The organism is Bacillus thuringiensis, from assembly GCF_022095615.2.
GTDB classification, from domain to species: Bacteria; Bacillota; Bacilli; order Bacillales; family Bacillaceae_G; genus Bacillus_A; species Bacillus_A cereus_AG.
The window spans coordinates 3,142,086-3,163,665 of record NZ_CP155559.1 but is presented as its reverse complement, the minus strand read 5'-3'; the positions used below and the strand labels follow the sequence as shown (position 1 = coordinate 3,163,665).

The following is a 21,580-nucleotide window of genomic DNA, read 5'->3' as shown; positions in this document are numbered from 1 at the left end:
AGTGGGGGTTTTGTTCATCCCCACTGATTATTAGCCCACACCAATCGGGCTCTTACTGCCCGGCGAATAGCGGGATAAAAAAGAAAGTCCGGCATACATCCGGACTTTCATTATCTGTTCAATACTTCAATATATGAAGCATCTCCAGTTGTTCTTAAAGCGGAGCGGAAATTATTATTTTCTAACGTTTCAGCAACTTGTTTTAATTGCTGGGCATCATCATGATGAATAATTAAACTGTCTGCACCACTTTCTTCTATATGAATATGTTCGACATTTCCGATTGCATCATATACAGCTTTTAAAAATTCAGGTTTCATATTGTCCTCCTATATGTATGTAACGTTGTTGTTAGTGTTTCCTTATTTTTGAAATATAAAAGTAAATGAATTTTTGTTATATTATGATTTTGGAAGGTGTTTCCTATTCGTTTGTCAAATAATAGTAAAGTTGTCTTTTGAATTAAGGGAATCTTCGGAAATAAAGGGTGAGGGAATGGACATTTCAATAATCGCTGCACAACTAGTTAAGGAGAAAGTGATTTCACATTATCCAAATAGCGTAAAAGCGTTGAACGGAGGAACGACAAGTACTGTATATTTGTTGGACGAAAAATATGCTGTAAAGCTGAATGAAGCGGAAGTAATACGTGAAGAAGCTAATTTTCTTTCTTTTTATGAGGGAAATACTTTGTTTTCAAAGCTTTTGTATAAGGAACCTTTACATACGTATATTGTGTATTCTTTTCTTGAAGGTAGTACTTCGTGCGGACAAGGACATAAACGACGTACGCTTCATACACTTGTAAAAGAAGTTATCAATAAGTATAAAATTGTTCCAGAGGCAGGTGGCTGGGGATGGAAAGAAAGTCAGGTTCAATCTTGGCATGAATTTTTAACGACAAATGTGATGGAAGCTCATGAAAATGTAAGACGTTACATAAGTGAGGAAGAGTATAGAAGGGTTCTTAAGTTAGCAAATAGTCCAAGTAGGGGGACTGGAATAAATCAGCCATTTTTATTGCATGGTGATTTCGGATTTCATAATTTTATATTTCAAGAGAATAAACTGCACGGTGTAATTGATCCCTTACCGGTGCTAGGAGATCCTATATACGATTTAATTTATGCGTTCTGTTCAACCCCGGAAGACTTAACAAAAGAAACAATTGATTATGCGATGGAACAATGTGTAGTTCATAAAAAAGACCGTGATTTATATGAAGAAATAGTCATAGGCTTATATTTACGTATAGATGCATGTGTAAGACACCACCCGAAAGATTTAGAACATTATTTAGTAGCTTGGCGTTATTGGATGGACAAAATTGAGCCGGCTTTATAGTACAGATAGTTTGGGGGAGATAGTGAAATGAACATTTCAGAAGCAAAAAGAGATTTAGCGCAAAAAACGAAGAGGGGATTTCCTGTTATAATAGCTGGTATTTTATTTTGGATTGTAGCGAGTATAGCGGGTGTTCTTCTTTCAGAAAAGCAAGTTGTGTGGGTATATTTAATCGGTATGGGATGTGTGTTTCCTTTCGGCTTAATGGTAGCTGCCATATTGAAAATTGATATGTTTGCGAAAGGAAATCCGCTAGGGACTTTAGCTGGAATAATTGGTGGGATAAATGTATTAAATATTCCGTTTGTATTACTTGCATATTTTCAATTTCCAGAGTGGTTACCTTTTGTAGTAGCGATGTTAATAGGTGTTCATTTTGTACCGTACGTATGGATTTATGAGAGTAAAAGTTATGGTGTATTGTCAGTAGGGACTGTATTCGTAACGTCAGTTTGCGGGTTTCTTTTTGCAGACAATGGATTTACTGTAATTCCATTGTCAGTTACAGCTGTCTACTTACTGACTCTAATAGGTTTAGTAATTGAAAATAAAAAATTAGATCACTATCAACAAAAATCAGCTTAATAAAAATATAGGGATGGGGGAATTATTATGAAAAATTTCGTTTGTACAACGTGCGGCGTACAGTATGCAGCGAGTGTAGAGGAACCGGTGAGTTGTCATATTTGTGATGAAGAAAGGCAATATGTTAATCCGAAAGGGCAGTCTTGGACGACTTTAGAAAACTTGCAAACAGATGATACATACAAAAATGAAATAATCAAAGAGGAAAATGGACTTTATAGTATTACGACAAAACCAGGGTTTGCGATCGGTCAAACGGCATTTGTAGTGAAAACAGAATCATATCGATTACTATGGGACTGCATTACTTATTTAGATGAAATGACAATTGCGAAAATAAAAGAGCTTGGCGGATTAGATGCAATTGCATTGTCTCATCCTCATTATTATTCAACGCAAGTAGAATGGGCAGAGACATTTGATGTACCAATTTATATACACGAAGATGATAAAGAGTGGGTCATGCGCCCGAGTAGTCGTATTATTTATTGGTCTGGTGAGTCTTTACAATTAGCTGATGGATTGGTCATTTATCGTTTAGGAGGCCATTTTAAAGGAGGATCTGTCTTACATTGGGAAGAAGGTAATGATGGAAAAGGAATTTTGTTAACAGGTGATATTATTCAAGTTGTAGCGGATGAGCGATGGGTAAGCTTTATGTACAGCTATCCAAACTTAATTCCATTACCGGCGAGAAAAGTGGAAGAAATGGTGAATCGAGTGAAGCCGTTACAGTTTAATCGTTTATATAACGCTTTTCATCGCGTAGTAAAAGAGAATGCAAATGAGGCAGTGGAACGTTCTGCTGAAAGATATATTAAGGCGGTAGAAGGTAAGTTATTTCATACGTAAAAAGTAATTTGATAAACAGCAAAGCACTGGATGCTTTGCTGTTTTTATAGTATTGAAATGTCGTTATTCGTCGGTAAGTGGATATAATGAAAAAATCCTTGATATATTTCAAGTTGTGATCGATATATTTGAAAAATCGTCGATATAATTTCATGCCCCCCAAAAAGAGCAGATAGAAAAAAGCAAAGCGATATCACTTTGCTTTTCATTGTTTTTAGTAGTCAGTCTAGAAATGCTTGTTGCAATGCTTTCAGTCCATCGCTGTAGATGCCATGAAACAGATTAATTGCCTCTTCATCACTAACCTCAACAGGCGTGAACGTACCAGACCACTCTACTAACGATGTGTTACTTTCAGTCCCATCTTTCACCTGGATTGTAGATAGATAATTAGTGACTGGGAATGGTGCATTCATAATTGAATACGTGTAGTAGAGTTCTTTCTCATTGAATACTTCTAAGCGTTCTATAATCGTATCACCATCTGGATTAGCTAGGTGACGTACACGACCGCCTTCAGTTAATTTACTGCTAGGTATATAAGGTAACCAGTCTGGAAGGGAGTTGAATCCTCCGATTAATTGCCATACTTGTTCAGTTGAAGCGAAAATTGTCATAGATGTAGTAGTATGTGCCATATTTATTATGCTCCTTTTTAACTCGCTATTTGCGGGAAAATAATCAGTGGGGGATACTCCCACTGATTAAAGTTTCACTTTATTTCACATTGATAGGTAGTGGTGCATGAGGTGCTACTAGTTTTTGTTCGCGCATTTCTTCCCAGAATGTTGCTGGAATTACTGTGTTTAAGGCGTTTTGATCTTCTACAATTCGTTCCGGTTTACTTGCACCAGGAACAACAGCAGCAACTGCTGGATTCGCTAGTGAAAATTGTAATGCTGCAGCTTTGATGCTAATTTCGTGACGATCTGCAAGAGTTTGGATTTTCTCAACTTTTGCAATAATTTCTGGTGATGCTTTTTGATATTCGAAGTGAGCACCTCCAGCGAGAATACCTGAGCTATATGGGCCACCAACAACAATATCCATATTATGCTTAACAGCTGCAGGCATTACTCGTTGCAATGCACGCTCGTGGTCTAGTAATGAATAACGACCAGCTAGTAAGGATATATTTGGCTTCGCTTCTTCTAAATCAAGCATAAGTTCAATTGATTCTACTTTGTTTACTCCTAGTCCCCAGCCTTTAATGACTCCTTCTTCACGTAAACGTGTGAGTGCACGGAATGCTCCTGTTCGAGCAATTTCAAATTGTGAAATCCACTCATCACCATAAAAGTCTTGTGCTAAATCATGAATGAAAACAAAGTCTAGACGATCTGTTTTTAGACGTTTCAAACTTTGCTCGATAGAACGAAGTGTTGCATCTGCGCTATAATCATTGATCATTTTATTTTTACGACCAAATTCAAACAGTCCGCCTTTTTCACCTAAATCACGTGCAGATGGATCTTCTAGTTCATCTGAAATCGTTCGACCTACTTTTGTGCTTAAAAAGTAATCATCACGATTTCTGTTTGATAGTGCTTCGCCAAGACGAATCTCCGCTAAGCCAGATCCATAAAGGGGAGCTGTATCAAAGTAACGAACGCCATTCTCCCAAGCAGCATCCACTGTAGCGATTGCTTCTTCTTCTGGGATATTACGGTACATATTTCCTAGTGGTGCTGTACCAAAACCGATTTTTTCTTTTAGTAATTTACTCATTATAGATATCCTCCTAAAATGTATTTGAAAATTAATTAATGATTGTGAAAATCAATATATGTCATTTCATCGTCTGACAAAAGGCATGATAAAAGTATATAAACAGTTAAAAAAGTACGTTAGCACTAAAAGGTAACATGGGTAATTTCTAATACTGCATGACTTACTCAACTCTTACAAATGCTATTATGAAATGTATTTTACATAATGAAAAGTACGTACTTTAAAGTAATATAGATACTAAAAAGTAATACAGGTACTTTTTAGTGCCGTACTACTCATCTGCTGTTTACGTATGCTATTATGAAACATATTTAATACAATAAAAAGTACGTACTTTAAGGTGCTATAGATACTTAAAAGTAATATTTAAATATTTAGCTTAATTGCCTTATAACATTATTAAAGGAGATTTTTATATGAAAACATACAATATTCCTGTAGAGGCGACTTTAGAGGTTATCGGTGGGAAGTGGAAAGTCGTTATCCTTTGTCATTTAAAGAAAGACAAAAAGAGAACGTGCGAATTAAAACAATTAATGTCTGGTATTACACAAAAGATGTTAACACAGCAATTACGTGAATTAGAAGAAGATGGTGTAATCGAGAGAAAAGTGTATAATCAAGTGCCGCTAAAAGTAGAGTATTCCTTAACGGATTACGGTCATTCATTAGACTCTATACTTGATACTCTTTGTAACTGGGGAGAAAATCATCTTGAAAAGAATGGCAACACGTCTTTGCTCATTACAGCAGCAGAATAAACAAGAAAAAAACGAACGAGAATACGTTCGTTTTTTCTTTTTGTATAGAGGGAGATTTTTAAGCAGCATAATTACTTTTTTGTAATATAGGTACTTTTTTGTGCTGTAGGAACTAAAATGTGCCGTATAGAAAATTAGTTATTTTTACGTAACAATAGAGAAGAAATTTAGAAAGAAGGAGGGAGATTGCGTGAAACAATATAATATACCGATAGAAGCAACTTTAGAAATCATCGGGGGAAAATGGAAGGTTGTCATTTTATGTCACTTAACGAAAGGAACGAAGCGAACGAGCGAGTTGCAGCGTCTAATTCCTGAAATTTCAGTTAGAATGTTGACGCAACAATTACGTGAGCTGGAAGATGATGGTGTGATTACACGTGAAATCTATAAAGAAATTCCGCCCCGAGTAGAATACTCCTTAACTGATTATGGGTGGTCTTTGCAAAATGTATTAAATCAATTGACCGTATGGGGAGAACGATGCATAGATAGAAAAAATAGTAAAGTTAAGTGAAATCTCTATATGTAATATTGAAAACACTACCTAATGAAGAGGTGGTGTTTTTTAGTATAAAAATTTAGAAAGTAAAAGTAAGGATCTATACCATATTAACAACTGTTTTAGCTGTGATGAATAATTGATTAAAGTTTTAATAGGTACTTAAAAGTGCCTTCATCACTTTAAAGTACGTACTATGCTTCATAATATAACCGTTTTATAATGACACTCGTAGCAAGAAGTCGTAATGATTTTAAGCTATGTTCAAAAAGACTTATTAACTAGTATAGTTTTTTGTTCAATTTCTTTAGTAGGAGATGTCTATATGGTTGAAGAAATTTTTTATAAAAAAATACTTAAAAATCTTTTTTCAGATCCAGTTCAAATTACACTTTGGAATGGAGAAACAATACAATATGGCGAAGGAGAACCTCAATTTCATGTAACATTCCATAAGCCGCTTTCAAAAAAAGAGATAGCTAAGGATCCTTCTATTGCATTCGGCGAAGCATATATGAATGGGGACCTTGAAATAGAGGGTAATCTTGAAAAAGCAATTCAATCTATTTATAGAAGGCAGGATAGCTTTTTAGGTGATAGTAAGTTGCAATATTTCAAAAGTAAATGGAATTTCTCAAAACAAAAAAATAAAGATGATATTGCTCATCATTACGATATTGGGAACGATTTCTATAAATTATGGCTTGATGAAACAATGACATATTCTTGTGCATATTTCCAAAATGAGCAAGATTCTTTAACGATAGCCCAGCATAATAAAGTGAATCATATTTTGAAAAAGTTGAACCTTCAAAAAGGTGATACGTTATTAGATATTGGTTGCGGGTGGGGTGAGCTCATTACAGCTGCCGCTAAGCAGTACGGTGTGAAGGCTATGGGAGTAACGTTAAGTGAGGAACAATATGCTAAGACTTCCGAGCGAATTAAACAAGAGGGACTTACGGATTTAGTTGAAGTATCTTTACTTGATTACCGCGATATTAAGAATCGTAAATTTGATAAAATTGTTAGTGTAGGTATGATTGAACATGTAGGAAAAGACAACATTACGCAATACTTTGAAACAGTGAATACACTACTAAATGATGGTGGGATTTCTCTACTTCATTGTATTACTTCTCCAGCCAATGGTGGTGCTACGAATGGTTGGATTGAAAAGTATATATTCCCTGGTGGATATGTTCCTGCTGTTAATGAATTAATCACGAACATGACAAACGAACAATTTTTCATTGTTGATGTGGAAAGCTTACGTAGACATTACGGGAAAACATTACAACATTGGGCTCAAAATTTTGAAAACGTACTGGAGGAAGTTCGCAAAACGAAAGATGAGCGATTCATTCGTATGTGGCGCTTATATTTAAATGCATGTGCAGCTTCGTTCTTTACAGGTAATATTGATTTACATCAATTTGTATTTACAAAAGGTATTAACGATACAATTCCGATGACACGTTCTTATATGTATGAATAAGAGTGTGATCTAATAGCTCTTAAACAATGTTTAAATTTATAAATCCATAACTTAAAGTAAAAAGTCGGGATGAAAATCGAAATGATTTGTATCCTGACTTTTTTATTTAGTATATATATTTAAAAACAAAACTATATACTTTTAATAATAAAAATATATAATAAAAATAGAAACGAAATTTTATGAGCAAGGAAGTTGAAGAATATGACATTAACAATGGGCTTTATTGGATTTGGAAAATCAGCTAACCGCTATCATTTACCTTATGTAAATGCACGTAAAAATATAAAAGTAAAAACGATTTTTGCTCGCCAAATTCATGAAGAATTAGCGGCTTCGTATGAGGAAAAAGGTGTTAGTTTTACTACTAATTTGGATGAATTGTTGAATGATAAAGAAATTCAAGTGGTGACGGTCTGTACGCCAGCACATACGCATTACGAATTAGCAAAAAAAGTTATACTTGCTGGAAAATCAGTTATCGTTGAAAAACCATTTTGCGATACAGTAGAACATGCTAAAGAATTATTAGCTTTAGGCCGAGAAAAAGGTGTAGTAGTTATGCCTTATCAAAACCGTCGTTTTGATGGTGATTTTTTAGCGGTGAAGCAAGTTGTTGAACAAGGATTTCTTGGTGATATTGTTGAGGTTGAATCACATATTGATTACTTCCGTCCTGGTTCAATCACTCACGAAGGTCCAAAAGAAGAAGGTTCATTTTATAGTTTAGGTATTCATACGATGGACCGCATGATTTCACTATTTGGCCGTCCAGATACGGTGACATACGATATTCGCAATAATGAAGAGGAAGGTGCGGTTGATAACTATTTCGATGTTGGTCTACATTACGGAAATCAGCTGAAAATTAAACTAAAAACGAACCATGTTGTAGCGAAAGATTATCCACGTTTTATCGTTCATGGAACAAACGGATCATTTATTAAATATGGTGAAGATCAGCAAGAGAATGATTTGAAAGCAGGTATTATGCCTGAGAGTGCAGGATTTGGTGAAGATTCACCGATGTATTATGGAATTGCTAAATATCGCAATGCAAATGGTGATTGGATTGAAAAACAAATTAAAACGCCGCTTGGTGATTACGGTCGTTTCTATGATGCAGCATATGAAACAATCGTAAATGGTGCACCAAAGCTTGTGAAAGACGAAGAAGCAGTAACGAATATTGAAATCTTGGAAAATGGATTTGCTGCTCCATCACCTTCAGTTTACAAACTTGAGGCTTTACATTTGAATGAATAGAAGAGGGAATACAGCTTAAAGGAGGTATGGAAATGGCAAGCGGATCAACACAAGTAAAATACCTCGGCATTTATCAAAAAATTAAACAGCAAATTTTAGACGGTGAATATAAAATTAACGAAAAAATTCCAAGTAGCCCCGTCCTTGCTGAAGAATTTGGGGTTTCAGCTCTTACTATTAAAAAAGCGCTGGATTTGTTAGTTAGAGACGGATACATCATCCGCCGGCGCGGAAGTGGAACAGTCGTTCAAGATTGGCGTCAGCAGGAAAAGGCACGAATGATTCAAACTTTAACAGGTACGAAAGCTGTTTATGGCAGCGAGGTAGAAAGTAAAATTATCGAGTTTACGATTGTCGGAGCCGAGGAAATCATTGCTGAAAAATTGGGCATTTCAGTAGGGGATTTTGTATATAAAATCATTCGCCTCCGTATCATTCACAGTATCCCAACGATTATGGAACATACATGGATGCCTATTTCGGTCATCCCAGGTGTTGAAGCTTCGGTTTTAGAGGAGTCGATCTACTCGCACATTCAAAATAAACTAGGTCTTGAAGTGGGAACATCCGTTGTTAGGGTCAAAGGAATTCGCCCAGATGATAAAGAAAAGCAGTGTATGAACTTAACAAATCAAGATTTCCTAATGAGAGTGGAACAAGTAGCCTACTTAACGGATGGACGCACTTTTGAGTACTCTTACGCCGATCATTTGCCGGAAACTTTTGAATTCGAAACAGTCATTACCGCAAAAAGTTATAAAGAGGCATAAAAAATAGGTTGGGGCAAGTAATGCCTCGACCTATTTTTTGTCTTCAATATAGTTATAATAGGAATGGTTATTATTCATCGGCTGTAATAAGCATGGATGTGTTTCCGTTTTTTTCAAGATGAACTTCGCCCCAAGTGCAGAGGGAATCGAGTATGGCTCCTAAAGACGAACCGTAATTAGTTAAAGAATACTCTACTTTCGGTGGTACTTGATCATATACTTTTCTTTGAATTACATCATCTTCTTCTAATTCACGTAATTGTTGTGTTAACATTTTTTGAGTAATACCAGGCATTAAACGTTTTAATTCGCTCGTTCTTTTTGTTCCTTTCTTTAAATGGCAAAGGATAACGACTTTCCACTTTCCACCAATAACTTCTAAAGTTGCTTCGACAGGAATATTATATGTCTTCATAAAAAACTCCTTTGATAAATTTAGATTATAGTTTTGGATTCACATACTAAAATTATTTCTTTTTAGTGCCTATAATACTTTAAAGTGCGTACTATTTATTATGCTAAATATATTTCATAATAGCACATGTAAGCAAGAAATGAATAAAATGTATTTTGAAGTGCATTGGAAATTGGTTCGCTATAACGCTATGGGGAAATTCACACAAAAAATGATTCATTACTCCAAGACTTAACAGTTGATTAATCTTACTGTAATGTTTAAAATTACAGTAAGATTTTTAAAAGTGAGTGGTCATCGTCTGTAACATGGAGTTTCAATAATTTTATAAAAGAAGCATGAAAAGAAACGAATAGTAGAAATAAACGAAACATTGCCGAATAAATAATATTACGTGTATTTGTTTTTGAACTGTAACCTTTTTTAATACATTTCAATAACCGATATTTAACATGTACGTTTCATAAAGAAAATTAAAGGAGTGAGTGAAATATGGTGATTTTATATACGACAGCAAGCTGTAGTTCATGCCGAAAAGCAAAAGCATGGCTTGAAGAGAATCAAATTGATTATACTGAAAAAAATATCGTATCCAATTCTATGACAGTGGATGAACTTAAATCCATTCTTCGTTTAACTGAAGAGGGTGCTACTGAAATTATTTCAACTAGATCCAAAACTTTTCAAGACTTAAATATAAATATAGATGAGCTTTCGCTGAATGAATTTTATAAATTAATAATTGAGCATCCGCTAATGTTGCGTCGCCCAATTATGCTGGACGAGAAAAGATTACAGATTGGTTTTAATGATGAAGAAATTCGTAAATTTTTACCACGTAGCGTTCGAACATTCTTAAATATTGAACTGCAAAAGTTGGCTAATTAATAAGAAATAGTATGAAAGAGAAATTTTTTGAAAGGAGGAAACAGAAGGTGATAGAAGTATGCGTAACAGTTAATTATAACGATAGAAATTATCAAACAAATGTTATTGTAAGCAAAGATACGATATGGACAAAAATTAAACAATTGGCAGAAGAACAAGTGAAGAAACAATGGAGTCTTTAAATGAATTTTTAACTTAAAAAGCTAAATGAAGTTATGGAATATAGGCGAGTTCGGATAAAATATAAAGGAATTTATTTTTTATGGTAAGAATTATTTATATATATTTTAACATTCGACCAACCTATCTGTAATATTTATGGCTACAGTATGTTACTAAGCGAGAAATCATATTTTTTATCGTAGGAGGAAAACAATGAACAGTGACTTTACCTTGGCCATTCACAGTTTAACTTATTTAGCTTTACAGCCAGACCGGATGTCAACAAGTAGTGCCATTTCAGAAAGTGCAGGTGTTCATCCAGTACGTATTCGTAAAGTGCTAAGTTTGTTAAAAAAACATAAGTTTATACAATCAAAAGAGGGAACTGGTGGAGGTTTTATTTTTGCTCAAGATTTAGGTGAAGTGAACCTTTGGCATATTTATCAAATAACTTCAGAAGGTGCTCTGCAACCTAAATGTCCAGAGTCAAATGACCAGTGTATTGTAGGTTCGAATATGCGAAAAGTTCTTTTTGCTATTTTCTTAGGTGCGGAAGAACATCTAGGTGAATATTTAAAGAATTATACAATGAAAGAAGTTGTTGATCTTATCAATCAAGAACGTTAAGCGGCTTAATCGCTATATAGCCGTGGAGTTCTTAATATCTAAATGTAATAAAAAACATTACAGTTTGAGTTGGTTTTTATATCTCTTTTATCGTCACAAAAAATATTTATAAGAAGGTGAAAAAGTATGATGTCAAATAATAATCATGTTTTAAAAGTGGGAGATTGGGTTCGTGGAATATCAAATGAGGGTGAATTCATAGTTGGTTACATTGTATCACTTGATGAAGTGGAAGATGTGGTTACAGTTAGTATTGTGAAACGTGACGACAAGTACACAATAAACGAAGCGATTTTACTCTTTAGTAAACACGTTAACAAACTCCCTGAATCAAAGGTAATCAATAAGGAGCAAATCCTTTATCTTATAGACCTTGCGTTATTAACAGGAGATGAAGAATGGTTTATTGAGCTTTCTGCAAAACTGAACTCGATAAAAGAGCTAGTTAATGGGGGATTTTAAAGATTACATTATTTTCTATGTAACTGTTCAAATTCAAACTTTTGAGGGTGCGCACAATCCACCTTATGGAGAGGACACAATTACTTTTCGTATAAAAGGAAATGATGTAAAAACGATTCATTACAAACATAGAGATATTCCTGAAGAAGAGTTAAAAAAACTCGAATTAAGATGACATGGAAGTGAGTTGTTTGCACACTCCTGATAACGATAATGATGTAAATAAGCTGTCCGTATGGGCAGCTTATTTTATTTTTTGTTTCGCGTAGGTTTTGCAAAATGTTAGCGGTTCTCTCGTTGCCATCAAGTTAAAATATGTTTTTTTCCTAAAAATGTATATGAATGCAATGTCTATAATATATATCCTGAAATTTGGTTTGTACATTCAATGAGATATTTCTTTTTAACCACGTTAATTATTTATTAGAATATCTTTTTTAAGTTAAAATAAAATTTTTCGGCGAAGAAGAATATAAATATTTTTAAAATGAGTAGCTTAAATAAGCAATATTTTACTGTATTTTATGCTAATTAATTCCGTTATAAGTGATAGGGACAAGGGTTACATGCTAACTGTAAAACATTATCCATGTAAAATTATATCCAATTAATATTTCTGAAAATATAAAAATATTAATTTTATAAATATACACGTTATAATGAGGGCGTCGAGAGAAATTTTATTATCTCTGGAGAAAATATAAAAAATGCGATTATTAGTAAGAAAGGTGTGTGGTTAGAGGCGAAATGTATGTAAAGTGCTTCAGTGGCTTGTGTAATCAATACCATAAATGCTGCCGAAGCTATTAAAGTGATGTATAGAATTGAGAAAGAAATGCCTCGTAAATTATGAGAGGCTGGTTTATCTAAAATTACTGTTACAAGTAAAAAAGAGAAACCATTAAAGTAATACACTGTTATTAGAAATGTTGAAACGTATTTATGAAGTCTATTCCATATTGTTCTCTTAAGGGGTCTTTATATAAAGAGCGGATATTACGAGTAAACTTTTTTGTGAACGCTAACAATTATATTAGGACGCTAACTAGCGAATATTTCAATTTGGTTTCATTATGATGAAGAACATACAATGTGGGGCAACTTGTAAGGAATTCATTTTCTAAAAAAGGGAATATTTGGTATCTATAAAGAGAGATGTAGGAATAGATACAAGGGGGAGTTATTATATGAACGGGAATACTGCAAAGAAAATAGAAGTTCAAGCTGAAAATATCGCACTAAAAAATGAGCAATATGCAGATCCGAAAAAGTGGCATAAGCAGGATACTACATGGGCACTCAGCCTATTTGGAACTGCAATTGGAGCAGGGGTGCTCTTTTTACCGATTAATGCAGGTTCAGGTGGTTTATTATCATTACTACTAATTACATTGCTTGCATATCCAGTTATGTATTACTCACATAGGGCACTTGCTAAAATGATATACGCTTCTAATTCTGCTGATGAGGGGATCACAGGTACAATTAGAGAGTATTTCGGAAATAAAGCGAGTATCATTTTTAACATCGTATATTTCGGTTCAATTTATACAATCGTATTAATGTATTCGGTTGCGCTTACAAACACTGCAAGTAGTTTTATCGTGCATCAATTGCACATGCCAGAGCCTCCAAGGGCTATTTTATCACTTGTATTAGTTCTTGGTCTTATCGCTATACTGAATTTTGGTCAAGATATTACTGTAAAGATCATGAGTATGCTAGTGTATCCTTTCATAGCTTCTCTACTGTTTATCGCAATATCTTTAATTCCACAGTGGAATACGTCAATGCTTAGCTTTTCAGCTGTTTCTACTGCTTCAACAGGAACAGGATATTTTGGAACGATATTGTTGATTCTGCCAATCATCGTATTCTCATTTAATCATTCACCTATGATTTCATCATTTGTTGTGAAACAGAGAGCTACGTATGGAATAGAAGCTACTGATGCGAAATGTGCGCAAATACAAAAAGTTTGTTATATCATGACATTCGCTGTAGTTATGTTCTTCGTTTGGAGTAGTACATTAAGCTTGACTCCAGAGGATTTAAAAATGGCAAAAGAGCAAAACTTATCAATCCTTTCATATCTTGCGAATGAACTTAATTCACCTGTAATTACAATTGCAGCTCCAATCATTGCTTTTGTGGCTATTACAAAATCTTTCCTTGGCCATTATATCGGAGCATTTGAAGTAATGCGTGACATGATTATTAAGTTCGGTAAATCACGTGGAAAAGTAATTGAAGAAAAAACGATTAAGACAATCGTCCTTACTTTTGTTGTATTATCATGCTGGTTTGTTGCTTATACAAATCCAAGTATTCTTGGACTTATTGATTCTCTAAGCGGTCCATTAGTTGCTGCTATCTTATGTCTATTACCGATGTATGCGATTCAAAAAGTACCAGTACTAGCTAAATACAAAGGGAAAATGAGTAACGTATTTGTTATTATTGTAGGTGTACTTACTGTCTTAGCAAGTATTAAATCATTATTCTAATTCACGATTATTCGTTCTAATGTGAAATAAAATAGAACGATTTTGGGACAGACTTCTCCGTTTGGAGAGTCTGTCCCTTTTTAAATTAGCGACACAAAATCATCTTTCACATAGGCTCTTTTCGTAAATAAGATTGCTTTAATGCGTAACAATTTTATCTTATTGATTTTATGAGAGATTTCCACATAATTGTAACTAAGGGAGATGATTTCAAGTTGAGTAAACTGAATATTAGCACGATAGTTTCAGGAGATATAATTGTTACCCGTCTAATTGGCAAGGTTAAAACAGATGATGTGTATGAATGGTTTAATGAATTCGAGCAGGTTTGTCAGCAATTCATTTCCGAGGGACGGAAATACAAATTGCTGGTCGATAGAAAAGGATACATACCAGATCATTTTTCTGTTCAAAAAGCATGGAAAGAGAAGTTTTTCAATGAAACGATTTTGAACCACAGTAAGGCAATTGCTTTTCTCTTTGAAGAAGGGGAGATACTGAATTATTTACAACAGTCCAATACAAAAGAATCTGTAAAATTTTTCGATGATTATGAACAAGCATTCCTTTGGTTGAATGAATATCCCATATGAAATTGTTAGCGAACCAGTTGCTTAAGTAACTGGTTTTTTTATGCTTGTATGTAGTAGCAGGAAGAAAACTTCTATACGAAATGTTTAGCACTAGAGGACATACATTTTTAATGCGTTAAATATAATTCATAATAGCACCAAGAAGAGAAGAATACGCTTTACGGTATTAGTTATATGGAAAGGTCGTACGATAGAGTCACAGAAATTCAAAAATATCAATGCGGCATAAAGTGAGTAAGGGGGATAAACATATGAGTACTTCAAATTTAAATGAAATCAGTAAACAAATTTTAATAGAGGAGGAAACACTTCAATTTTCCTCTTTTACAAATGAAGATGCTTTGCAATTAGGTTTATTTATCGTTGAAACAGCAAAGCGAGAGGGAAAATTGATTGCTGTGGATATAACGAAAAATGGTGTGCAATTATTTCATTTCAAGATGACAGGGACAAATGAGGAAAATACGAAATGGATTGAGCGTAAAAAACGAGTCGTTTCCCTGCATAATCATAGCTCGTATTATATGCAAATACAAAGTGAAATAACTGGAATTTCATATAATGAAAAATATCTTTTAGATAGGTCGGATTATGCTGCGTTTGGTGGATGCTTTCCTGTCCAAATAAAAGACGTAGGGGTTATTGGAATGATAACAGTTTCAGGATTACCACCAGAAGAGGATCATGAATTAGTTATAAGGGCAGTTAAAAATCATTTAAACCAATAGTTGTAGTGAGTGAATAATTAATTTTAGTGGGCAATACTATGCCATTAATTGAGCTAAATACTTGGCCAACCATGTTAACAGAAGAAAAGAAGGAATTCATTTATAATGTAACGGTATTTACAATAAAACTATTAAAAATTGTCCCTGACAAAATTCAAGTGTTGATAACGGAACTTGAGAAAGAACATTGGGGGAAAGCTCGGGCTGTAGTAAGTGATGCTACCTTTGCTGAGAAAAGTAGGGTGTCCAATTGGGAGACAAAAGAGTCTTACGATACACCGGGTCGTAACGTAGATGGAATGGCTATTATTAAGATTGATATATGGAATACATTTGATCAAGATACAAAGGATAAGTGGGTAAACGAACTTACACAAGTAACATCTAAATATACTCATGCACCTTTGGATAAAGTACTAATTCTTATCCGTGAGTTAATGCAGATTTTCTTTCCAAAAGCCGTACATTTTAATGATTAAATAAAAAGGAAAAAATGAACATATTTCTGTTCGTTTTTGCCTTTTTATTATTTGACTGTGGTAATGAACATGGTCCTTTACATTTTTAAGCAATGTCCTCTAAAGTTGCCTCTACGGGAAAAGGGTATTCCTTCATTTGAAAGCCTTCTTCATGGAATGGAGATTTCAATTTTTGAGCAAAATAAGCTAGGTTATATAAATGTTACTTTTTAGTACCTATAGTACTTTAAAGTACGTACTTTTTATTATGTTAAATATCATTCATAATAGCACATGTGAGTGGGAAAGAAGCTTTATGGCACTAGTAATTAACTATGTTACTTTAAAGTACCTACAGCACTTTAAAGTACGTACTATTCATTATGTTAAATATGTTTCATAATAGTACATGTAGGAGAGAGACAAGCTTTACGGTACTAAAAAGAGAATGAAACCACTCATAATAGCATTTGTAGAGATTAAATATATTTTTTGAAAGATAAAAGGGCCTTTTTATCACACTATTATGATAGGAATTGTAAGGAAGAGGGGAAACTCAATTGAATTCATATACAGCATCGTCTTCAGAAGTTCGGACGAATCGAAGAAGTATATTTGCGTTATTAGCACTAGCAATTAGTGCGTTCGGGATTGGGACAACTGAATTTGTTAGTGTCGGTTTATTACCATCTATTTCGGAAGATTTACATGTGTCGGTTACAACAGCTGGTTTAACAGTTTCTTTATATGCGTTAGGCGTAGCGTTTGGTGCTCCAGTATTAACGTCATTAACAGCTAATATGTCACGAAAAACGTTATTAATGTGGATTATGATTATTTTCATTATTGGTAATGGCATTGCGGCAGTAGCAACAAGCTTCACTGTATTACTTATTGCGCGAATTGTTTCTGCACTTTCACATGGTGTGTTTATGTCAATTGGTTCCACGATTGCTGCGGCACTTGTACCAGAAAATAAGCGTGCTAGTGCGATTGCCATTATGTTTACTGGTGTAACAGTTGCAACTATTACAGGGGCACCAATTGGAACATTTATTGGTCAACAATTTGGCTGGAGAACATCATTTTTAGCAATTGTGGTAATTGGAATTATTGCCTTAATCGCAAATAGTATTCTCATTCCATCTAATATGAAAAAAGGTACATCTGTATCATTCCGCGATCAGTTTAAATTGATCACGAACGGAAGACTGTTACTAGTTTTCATCATTACTGCATTAGGATACGGGGGAACATTCGTAACATTTACGTATTTATCTCCGTTATTACAAGAAGTAACAGGATTTAAAGCTAATACGGTTACTATCATTTTATTAGTGTATGGAATCGCCATTGCAATAGGGAATGTGATTGGCGGAAAATTATCGAATCATAATCCAATTCGAGCGCTATTTTACATGTTCTTTATTCAAGCGATTATATTATTTGTTTTAACATTTACAGCACCATTTAAGGTAGCTGGGTTAATCACAATTATTTTCATGGGACTATTCGCATTTATGAATGTTCCAGGGTTACAAGTATATGTCGTAATGTTAGCTGAACGATTTGTACCGAGTGCTGTCGATGTTGCATCGGCAATTAATATTGCAGCGTTTAATGCTGGGATTGCTCTTGGTGCTTATTTAGGCGGTATTGTAACGAATTCGTTAGGGTTAATTCATACGGCTTGGGTAGGCGGCATTATGGTAGTAGGTGCTGTTATTTTAACAGCATGGAGTATGTCATTAGAAAAACGAGATCAAGTAAAATAAAAGGAGAGAAAATAAAATGAAAAACTTACAAAGTAAAACAAAATTGCATAACGGCGTAGAAATGCCTTGGTTCGGTTTAGGTGTATTTAAAGTAGAAGAAGGACCAGAACTTGTAGAAGCGATTAAAGCAGCAATTAAAGCAGGATATCGTAGCATCGATACAGCGGCGATTTACGGAAATGAAACAGCTGTAGGTGAAGGAATCCGTGCTGGTATTGAAGCGACTGGAATTTCAAGAGAAGAATTATTTATCACTTCAAAAGTATGGAACGCAGATCAGGGATTCGAAGAAACAATTGCTGCATATGAAGAAAGTTTAAAAAAATTAAAACTAGATTATTTAGATTTATATCTTGTTCACTGGCCTGTAGAAGGGAAATATAAAGATACGTGGAGAGCGTTAGAAACCCTTTATAAAGAAAAGCGTGTACGTGCAATTGGCGTAAGTAACTTCCAAATCCATCATCTGCAAGATGTAATAAAAGATGCAGAAATTAAGCCAATGATTAACCAAGTAGAATACCACCCTCGTTTAACACAAAAAGAATTACAAGCTTTCTGTAAAGAACAAGGTATTCAAATGGAAGCATGGTCACCATTAATGCAAGGTCAATTATTAGATAATGAAACATTACAAACAATTGCTGAGAAACACGGTAAAACAACAGCACAAGTTATTTTACGTTGGGATCTTCAAAATGGAGTAATTACAATTCCAAAATCAACGAAAGAACACCGCATTATTGCAAATGCTGATGTATTTAACTTTGAATTAACGAAAGAAGATATGGACAAAATCGATGCGTTAAATGAAAATCACCGCGTTGGTCCAGATCCTGATAACTTTGATTTCTAATAAAAATGAGTAAAAAGAGTGCAAAAAATTGCACTCTTTTTTTTAGTTTCTATTCAATAAAGTGTTTCTGTTTATGACTTTTGAATTGATTTAGGCTATGTGGAAAACTGATTTTAAAATAGTATAAAGTTTGACATAAAATAATGCATTCTATAATATATATGCTATAGCATGTATATGATAAGTTGTTTGGAGGTGGCATATGGGCTTATATGATTTAACAGGATATCTTGTTCATCTTACTGATATGAAGTGTACAAATTATATAATGTAAGTTATTAATCACATATTCCTTATAAAATTTATCATTTATATGCTATAGCATATAAAAACATTTCTTAACTGGTAATGTTCAAAATTTAAATAATATAGTAGGGAATTTATGAAATGAGGAGATTTTAGTTATGGAAAAATTCATATTAGCGTTTGATAGAGAACTTGTAATTGCAGAAAAAAAAGACTCAACATGGAGCGTCCAATCGCAGTTTGTAGGTGCGAATCCAGTTGCGTTAGCCTTAGATCCATACGACCCAGAAAGAATGTATTGTGGTACTTTTGATAGGGGATTATGGAGAAGTAAAGATGGAGGAAGTTCATGGGAAGCAATTGGTGCGTTACCTTCATTTGGTGAAGTGTTCCCAGCTAATGCTATTCATATGAGAGCTATTACAGCAGTTTCTGTATCTCCAGCGAAGGGGGATGACGGTAACGGGATTGTATATGTAGGAACTGAACCGAGCGCAATGTTCGTATCCAAAAATGGAGGAGACAGTTTTGAGTTGCTAACAGATTATCGACAAATGCCATCATATTCATCATGGTTCTTTCCTCAAAGAACATATACGCACCACGTAAAACATATTGAAATTGATGCTAATAATCCAGAAACTATTTATACGACTATTGAGGTAGGCGGATTAATTAAAAGTGTAGATGGAGGTAAGACATGGACTGAGGAAAAAGAGGGGAACTATCCTCAAGATATTCACATTCTTAAATCACATCGCAATGCCCCAAATCGTTTATACGGGGTGTTAGGTGATTCATTCTTGAAAGAACCAGGTCAAGAGTATGCGGAGAGTAATGATGGAGGTAAGACTTGGAACTATATGTGTAGTGGGCTAAAGCATCATTACGCATATCAAATGGCAGTTAACCCAAATGATCCAGAAAATATTATCATTGCGACATCTTCAAATCCACACGTAGCGCATGATTACAATAATGGAAATTGTGAATCATTTATTTATAAGAAAGAAAAAAATCAGTCTTGGGCAGAAATGAATGCAGGTTTACCAACTCCTAAAGGGACAATCATACCAGTATTAAAGGCAACAAGTGATGGAACGTTCTATCTATTTAGCAATAAAGGAGTGTATCAGTCAGTAGACGGTGGTTCAAATTGGACATCATTAGAGATTCCTTGGGAGAATAGATTTATGGAACAACATCCTTATGAGATGTTAATTATTAAATAAGTGACGGGTATAGTTTTTACTACTATTCATTGGTAATGTTTAGTTGAATTTAAATTAAAAATGTAAAAAGCCAGGTAATGTGTTATTCATGCTACCTGGCTTTTTTGACCAGCAATTTAAGGTTATTTTCATATTTGTGTAAATATGAAACAAGCAGGATACATGAATAGAGAATGGGTAAAATAATACCGAATGATCACTAGATTGTATCAATGATGCTATAAGAGTTTTTTTAGGAAAACTGAAGCAAGAAGCAGTGGTTTAGATTCAGAATGACTAGCAATTGGTGTTATGGAGTTCAATGGTTCAAAAATGAACTCATTTCAACTCATATTATCTTCGCAATGTATCATTTTGAAGAATATTAAAACTTAGGAGGAAATGAATTATGACAAAAGATTTCTATACTGCACTGAAAGAAAGACGTACTTACTATGGAATTAACAAAGAGGTACAAGTATCGGATGAAAAAATTAAAGAAATCGTGGAGTTTGCTGTGAAATATACTCCATCAGCTTTCAATTCTCAAACTGCGCGATTAGTTGTATTATTTGGTGAAGCTCATAATAAATTATGGGATATTACAACTGAAACATTAAGAAAAGTAGTTGGAGATGGAGATTTTTCAGGAACGCAACAAAAAATGGATTCCTTTAAAGCTGGTTATGGAACAGTACTATTCTTTGAAGATGAGGCTATCGTTAAATCGCTTCAAGAAAAATTTGCTGCATATGCTGAAAACTTCCCAATTTGGTCACACCAAGCATCAGGTATGCACCAGTTAGTTGTGTGGACAGCATTAGAAGCAGAGGGATTAGGAGCATCTTTACAACATTATAATCCATTAATTGATGATGAGGTAAAACAAGAATGGAATGTTCCTGCTAACTGGAAACTAATTGCACAAATGCCATTTGGTAATCCAACAGCTGCCCCAGGTGAAAAAGAATTCCAACCGCTTGAAGAGCGTGTGAAATTTCATAAATAATCTTTGAATGTAATAAAAATAGAACTTTAATCGGTAGTGGTCTTACTGTCCACAAATAGCGGGATAAGATAACCGTATTGTGAAAAAAACTGTTTAATTACAAAAATTTTATTCATTCTTTTTATTAATCGAGTATGTATTAATAAAAAGCGTTAAAAACACTATTTTAATCTTTAAAGGAACAAGGTGATCGTTTTGATCACCTTGTTTTATTTTATTAATAATAATTTTATACAAAAGTAAAAATAATTAAGGGGATATCAATAATTATTTTATTCATTAAAAAACGCTAACTTTTCATAAATCCTTAAAAATTAGCGTTTTAATTATAGGT

The 21,580-nt window shown here is 34.0% G+C and carries 23 protein-coding genes and 2 pseudogenes; 21 read left to right on the top strand and 4 right to left on the bottom strand.

Annotated features, from left to right (window positions below):
* Positions 1-110: 110 nt before the first annotated feature.
* Positions 111-320, bottom strand: a complete 210-nt coding sequence (locus KZZ19_RS16445; RefSeq protein ID WP_237980792.1) for a hypothetical protein — start codon at positions 318-320, stop codon at positions 111-113.
* A gap of 175 nt (positions 321-495) precedes the next feature.
* Between KZZ19_RS16445 and KZZ19_RS16440 the strand changes: the two genes are divergently transcribed.
* From KZZ19_RS16440 to KZZ19_RS16430, 3 genes are read left to right on the top strand one after another with little or no spacing between them, the layout of a single operon-like run.
* Positions 496-1,344 (top strand): phosphotransferase family protein, encoded by an 849-nt coding sequence (locus tag KZZ19_RS16440; protein ID WP_237980793.1) that lies wholly within the window; start codon positions 496-498, stop codon positions 1,342-1,344.
* A gap of 27 nt (positions 1,345-1,371) precedes the next feature.
* Positions 1,372-1,929, top strand: a complete 558-nt coding sequence (locus KZZ19_RS16435) for a DUF7010 family protein (protein ID WP_088097125.1) — start codon at positions 1,372-1,374, stop codon at positions 1,927-1,929.
* A 27-nt stretch (positions 1,930-1,956) separates the two neighbouring features.
* Entirely contained in the window at positions 1,957-2,781 is an 825-nt protein-coding gene (locus tag KZZ19_RS16430; protein WP_237980794.1) for a hypothetical protein, read from the top strand.
* A 221-nt stretch (positions 2,782-3,002) separates the two neighbouring features.
* Here KZZ19_RS16430 and KZZ19_RS16425 read toward each other — a convergent pair whose 3' ends face one another.
* Entirely contained in the window at positions 3,003-3,419 is a 417-nt protein-coding gene (locus tag KZZ19_RS16425) for an SRPBCC family protein (protein ID WP_098344205.1), read from the bottom strand.
* Between the two features lie 79 nt (positions 3,420-3,498).
* Positions 3,499-4,509: an aldo/keto reductase gene (locus KZZ19_RS16420; protein WP_237980795.1), complete on the bottom strand. Its 1,011-nt coding sequence runs from the start codon at positions 4,507-4,509 to the stop codon at positions 3,499-3,501.
* Between the two features lie 419 nt (positions 4,510-4,928).
* On the opposite strand from KZZ19_RS16420, the gene KZZ19_RS16415 reads away from it, so the two are divergent.
* The 5 genes from KZZ19_RS16415 to KZZ19_RS16395 all read left to right on the top strand — a co-directional run bounded on the left by KZZ19_RS16415 (position 4,929) and on the right by KZZ19_RS16395 (position 9,309).
* Entirely contained in the window at positions 4,929-5,273 is a 345-nt protein-coding gene (locus tag KZZ19_RS16415; protein ID WP_237980796.1) for a winged helix-turn-helix transcriptional regulator, read from the top strand.
* Positions 5,274-5,463: 190 nt separating this feature from the next.
* Positions 5,464-5,790 carry a winged helix-turn-helix transcriptional regulator gene (locus KZZ19_RS16410; protein WP_000816333.1) on the top strand — a complete coding sequence of 109 codons (327 nt, stop codon included), beginning with the start codon at positions 5,464-5,466 and terminating at the stop codon, positions 5,788-5,790.
* A 310-nt stretch (positions 5,791-6,100) separates the two neighbouring features.
* Positions 6,101-7,273, top strand: coding sequence for a cyclopropane-fatty-acyl-phospholipid synthase (locus KZZ19_RS16405; protein ID WP_237980797.1), 1,173 nt, complete (start codon positions 6,101-6,103; stop codon positions 7,271-7,273).
* Positions 7,274-7,477: 204 nt separating this feature from the next.
* Positions 7,478-8,539 carry an oxidoreductase gene (locus tag KZZ19_RS16400; RefSeq protein ID WP_237980798.1) on the top strand — a complete coding sequence of 354 codons (1,062 nt, stop codon included), beginning with the start codon at positions 7,478-7,480 and terminating at the stop codon, positions 8,537-8,539.
* 32 nt (positions 8,540-8,571) lie between these two features.
* On the top strand, positions 8,572-9,309 hold the full coding sequence (locus KZZ19_RS16395; protein ID WP_237980799.1) for a GntR family transcriptional regulator: 738 nt from the start codon (positions 8,572-8,574) through the stop codon (positions 9,307-9,309).
* A gap of 70 nt (positions 9,310-9,379) precedes the next feature.
* Here the strand turns inward: KZZ19_RS16395 and KZZ19_RS16390 are convergent, their stop codons facing one another.
* Positions 9,380-9,724, bottom strand: coding sequence for a winged helix-turn-helix transcriptional regulator (locus KZZ19_RS16390; RefSeq protein WP_071711655.1), 345 nt, complete (start codon positions 9,722-9,724; stop codon positions 9,380-9,382).
* Positions 9,725-10,216: 492 nt separating this feature from the next.
* Here KZZ19_RS16390 and spxA point away from each other — a divergent pair, with 492 nt between their 5' ends.
* The 13 genes and pseudogenes from spxA (at position 10,217) to KZZ19_RS16325 (ending at position 21,246) form a co-directional block, all read left to right on the top strand.
* Positions 10,217-10,612 (top strand): transcriptional regulator SpxA, encoded by a 396-nt coding sequence (gene spxA, locus KZZ19_RS16385; protein WP_237980800.1) that lies wholly within the window; start codon positions 10,217-10,219, stop codon positions 10,610-10,612.
* Positions 10,613-10,659: 47 nt separating this feature from the next.
* Positions 10,660-10,794, top strand: coding sequence for a BA3454 family stress response protein (locus KZZ19_RS16380; RefSeq protein ID WP_000573531.1), 135 nt, complete (start codon positions 10,660-10,662; stop codon positions 10,792-10,794).
* A gap of 193 nt (positions 10,795-10,987) precedes the next feature.
* Complete coding sequence (gene saiR / locus KZZ19_RS16375) at positions 10,988-11,401, top strand: Rrf2-family transcriptional regulator SaiR (RefSeq protein WP_237980801.1); 414 nt, start codon at positions 10,988-10,990, stop codon at positions 11,399-11,401.
* Between the two features lie 126 nt (positions 11,402-11,527).
* Positions 11,528-11,863 (top strand): IDEAL domain-containing protein, encoded by a 336-nt coding sequence (locus KZZ19_RS16370; RefSeq protein ID WP_088097114.1) that lies wholly within the window; start codon positions 11,528-11,530, stop codon positions 11,861-11,863.
* A gap of 10 nt (positions 11,864-11,873) precedes the next feature.
* Positions 11,874-12,038, top strand: a pseudogene (locus tag KZZ19_RS16365) (DUF3888 domain-containing protein); the annotation flags it as partial.
* Between the two features lie 1,012 nt (positions 12,039-13,050).
* Positions 13,051-14,370, top strand: a complete 1,320-nt coding sequence (locus tag KZZ19_RS16360; protein ID WP_088097113.1) for an aromatic amino acid transport family protein — start codon at positions 13,051-13,053, stop codon at positions 14,368-14,370.
* Positions 14,371-14,540: 170 nt separating this feature from the next.
* On the top strand, positions 14,541-14,963 hold the full coding sequence (locus tag KZZ19_RS16355; RefSeq protein WP_432442717.1) for an STAS/SEC14 domain-containing protein: 423 nt from the start codon (positions 14,541-14,543) through the stop codon (positions 14,961-14,963).
* A gap of 218 nt (positions 14,964-15,181) precedes the next feature.
* Complete coding sequence (locus KZZ19_RS16350) at positions 15,182-15,691, top strand: heme-degrading domain-containing protein (protein ID WP_098344201.1); 510 nt, start codon at positions 15,182-15,184, stop codon at positions 15,689-15,691.
* A gap of 38 nt (positions 15,692-15,729) precedes the next feature.
* Positions 15,730-16,163, top strand: a pseudogene (locus tag KZZ19_RS16345) (tautomerase family protein).
* A 546-nt stretch (positions 16,164-16,709) separates the two neighbouring features.
* Positions 16,710-17,924 carry an MFS transporter gene (locus KZZ19_RS16340; RefSeq protein WP_237980802.1) on the top strand — a complete coding sequence of 405 codons (1,215 nt, stop codon included), beginning with the start codon at positions 16,710-16,712 and terminating at the stop codon, positions 17,922-17,924.
* A gap of 16 nt (positions 17,925-17,940) precedes the next feature.
* A complete protein-coding gene (locus KZZ19_RS16335; RefSeq protein ID WP_098344199.1) occupies positions 17,941-18,780 on the top strand; it encodes an aldo/keto reductase in 840 nt (279 codons plus the stop codon).
* Between the two features lie 404 nt (positions 18,781-19,184).
* Positions 19,185-20,258, top strand: a complete 1,074-nt coding sequence (locus KZZ19_RS16330) for a WD40/YVTN/BNR-like repeat-containing protein (RefSeq protein WP_237980803.1) — start codon at positions 19,185-19,187, stop codon at positions 20,256-20,258.
* Positions 20,259-20,646: 388 nt separating this feature from the next.
* Positions 20,647-21,246, top strand: a complete 600-nt coding sequence (locus tag KZZ19_RS16325; protein ID WP_071725055.1) for a nitroreductase family protein — start codon at positions 20,647-20,649, stop codon at positions 21,244-21,246.
* Positions 21,247-21,580 lie beyond the last annotated feature (334 nt).

Bases quoted from the DNA above. Each gene is read 5' to 3' on its own strand.
- KZZ19_RS16425 (WP_098344205.1), bottom strand. From the start codon at position 3,419: ATGGCACATACTACTACATCTATGACAATTTTCGCTTCAACTGAACAA.
- KZZ19_RS16445 (WP_237980792.1), bottom strand. From the start codon at position 320: ATGAAACCTGAATTTTTAAAAGCTGTATATGATGCAATCGGAAATGTC.
- KZZ19_RS16360 (WP_088097113.1), top strand. From the start codon at position 13,051: ATGAACGGGAATACTGCAAAGAAAATAGAAGTTCAAGCTGAAAATATC.
- saiR (WP_237980801.1), top strand. From the start codon at position 10,988: ATGAACAGTGACTTTACCTTGGCCATTCACAGTTTAACTTATTTAGCT.
- KZZ19_RS16415 (WP_237980796.1), top strand. From the start codon at position 4,929: ATGAAAACATACAATATTCCTGTAGAGGCGACTTTAGAGGTTATCGGT.
- KZZ19_RS16420 (WP_237980795.1), bottom strand. From the start codon at position 4,509: ATGAGTAAATTACTAAAAGAAAAAATCGGTTTTGGTACAGCACCACTA.
- KZZ19_RS16400 (WP_237980798.1), top strand. From the start codon at position 7,478: ATGACATTAACAATGGGCTTTATTGGATTTGGAAAATCAGCTAACCGC.
- KZZ19_RS16430 (WP_237980794.1), top strand. From the start codon at position 1,957: ATGAAAAATTTCGTTTGTACAACGTGCGGCGTACAGTATGCAGCGAGT.
- KZZ19_RS16355 (WP_432442717.1), top strand. From the start codon at position 14,541: ATGAGAGATTTCCACATAATTGTAACTAAGGGAGATGATTTCAAGTTG.
- KZZ19_RS16330 (WP_237980803.1), top strand. From the start codon at position 19,185: ATGGAAAAATTCATATTAGCGTTTGATAGAGAACTTGTAATTGCAGAA.
- KZZ19_RS16325 (WP_071725055.1), top strand. From the start codon at position 20,647: ATGACAAAAGATTTCTATACTGCACTGAAAGAAAGACGTACTTACTAT.
- KZZ19_RS16440 (WP_237980793.1), top strand. From the start codon at position 496: ATGGACATTTCAATAATCGCTGCACAACTAGTTAAGGAGAAAGTGATT.
- KZZ19_RS16390 (WP_071711655.1), bottom strand. From the start codon at position 9,724: ATGAAGACATATAATATTCCTGTCGAAGCAACTTTAGAAGTTATTGGT.
- KZZ19_RS16435 (WP_088097125.1), top strand. From the start codon at position 1,372: ATGAACATTTCAGAAGCAAAAAGAGATTTAGCGCAAAAAACGAAGAGG.
- KZZ19_RS16335 (WP_098344199.1), top strand. From the start codon at position 17,941: ATGAAAAACTTACAAAGTAAAACAAAATTGCATAACGGCGTAGAAATG.
- KZZ19_RS16370 (WP_088097114.1), top strand. From the start codon at position 11,528: ATGATGTCAAATAATAATCATGTTTTAAAAGTGGGAGATTGGGTTCGT.
- KZZ19_RS16350 (WP_098344201.1), top strand. From the start codon at position 15,182: ATGCGGCATAAAGTGAGTAAGGGGGATAAACATATGAGTACTTCAAAT.
- spxA (WP_237980800.1), top strand. From the start codon at position 10,217: ATGGTGATTTTATATACGACAGCAAGCTGTAGTTCATGCCGAAAAGCA.
- KZZ19_RS16405 (WP_237980797.1), top strand. From the start codon at position 6,101: ATGGTTGAAGAAATTTTTTATAAAAAAATACTTAAAAATCTTTTTTCA.
- KZZ19_RS16395 (WP_237980799.1), top strand. From the start codon at position 8,572: ATGGCAAGCGGATCAACACAAGTAAAATACCTCGGCATTTATCAAAAA.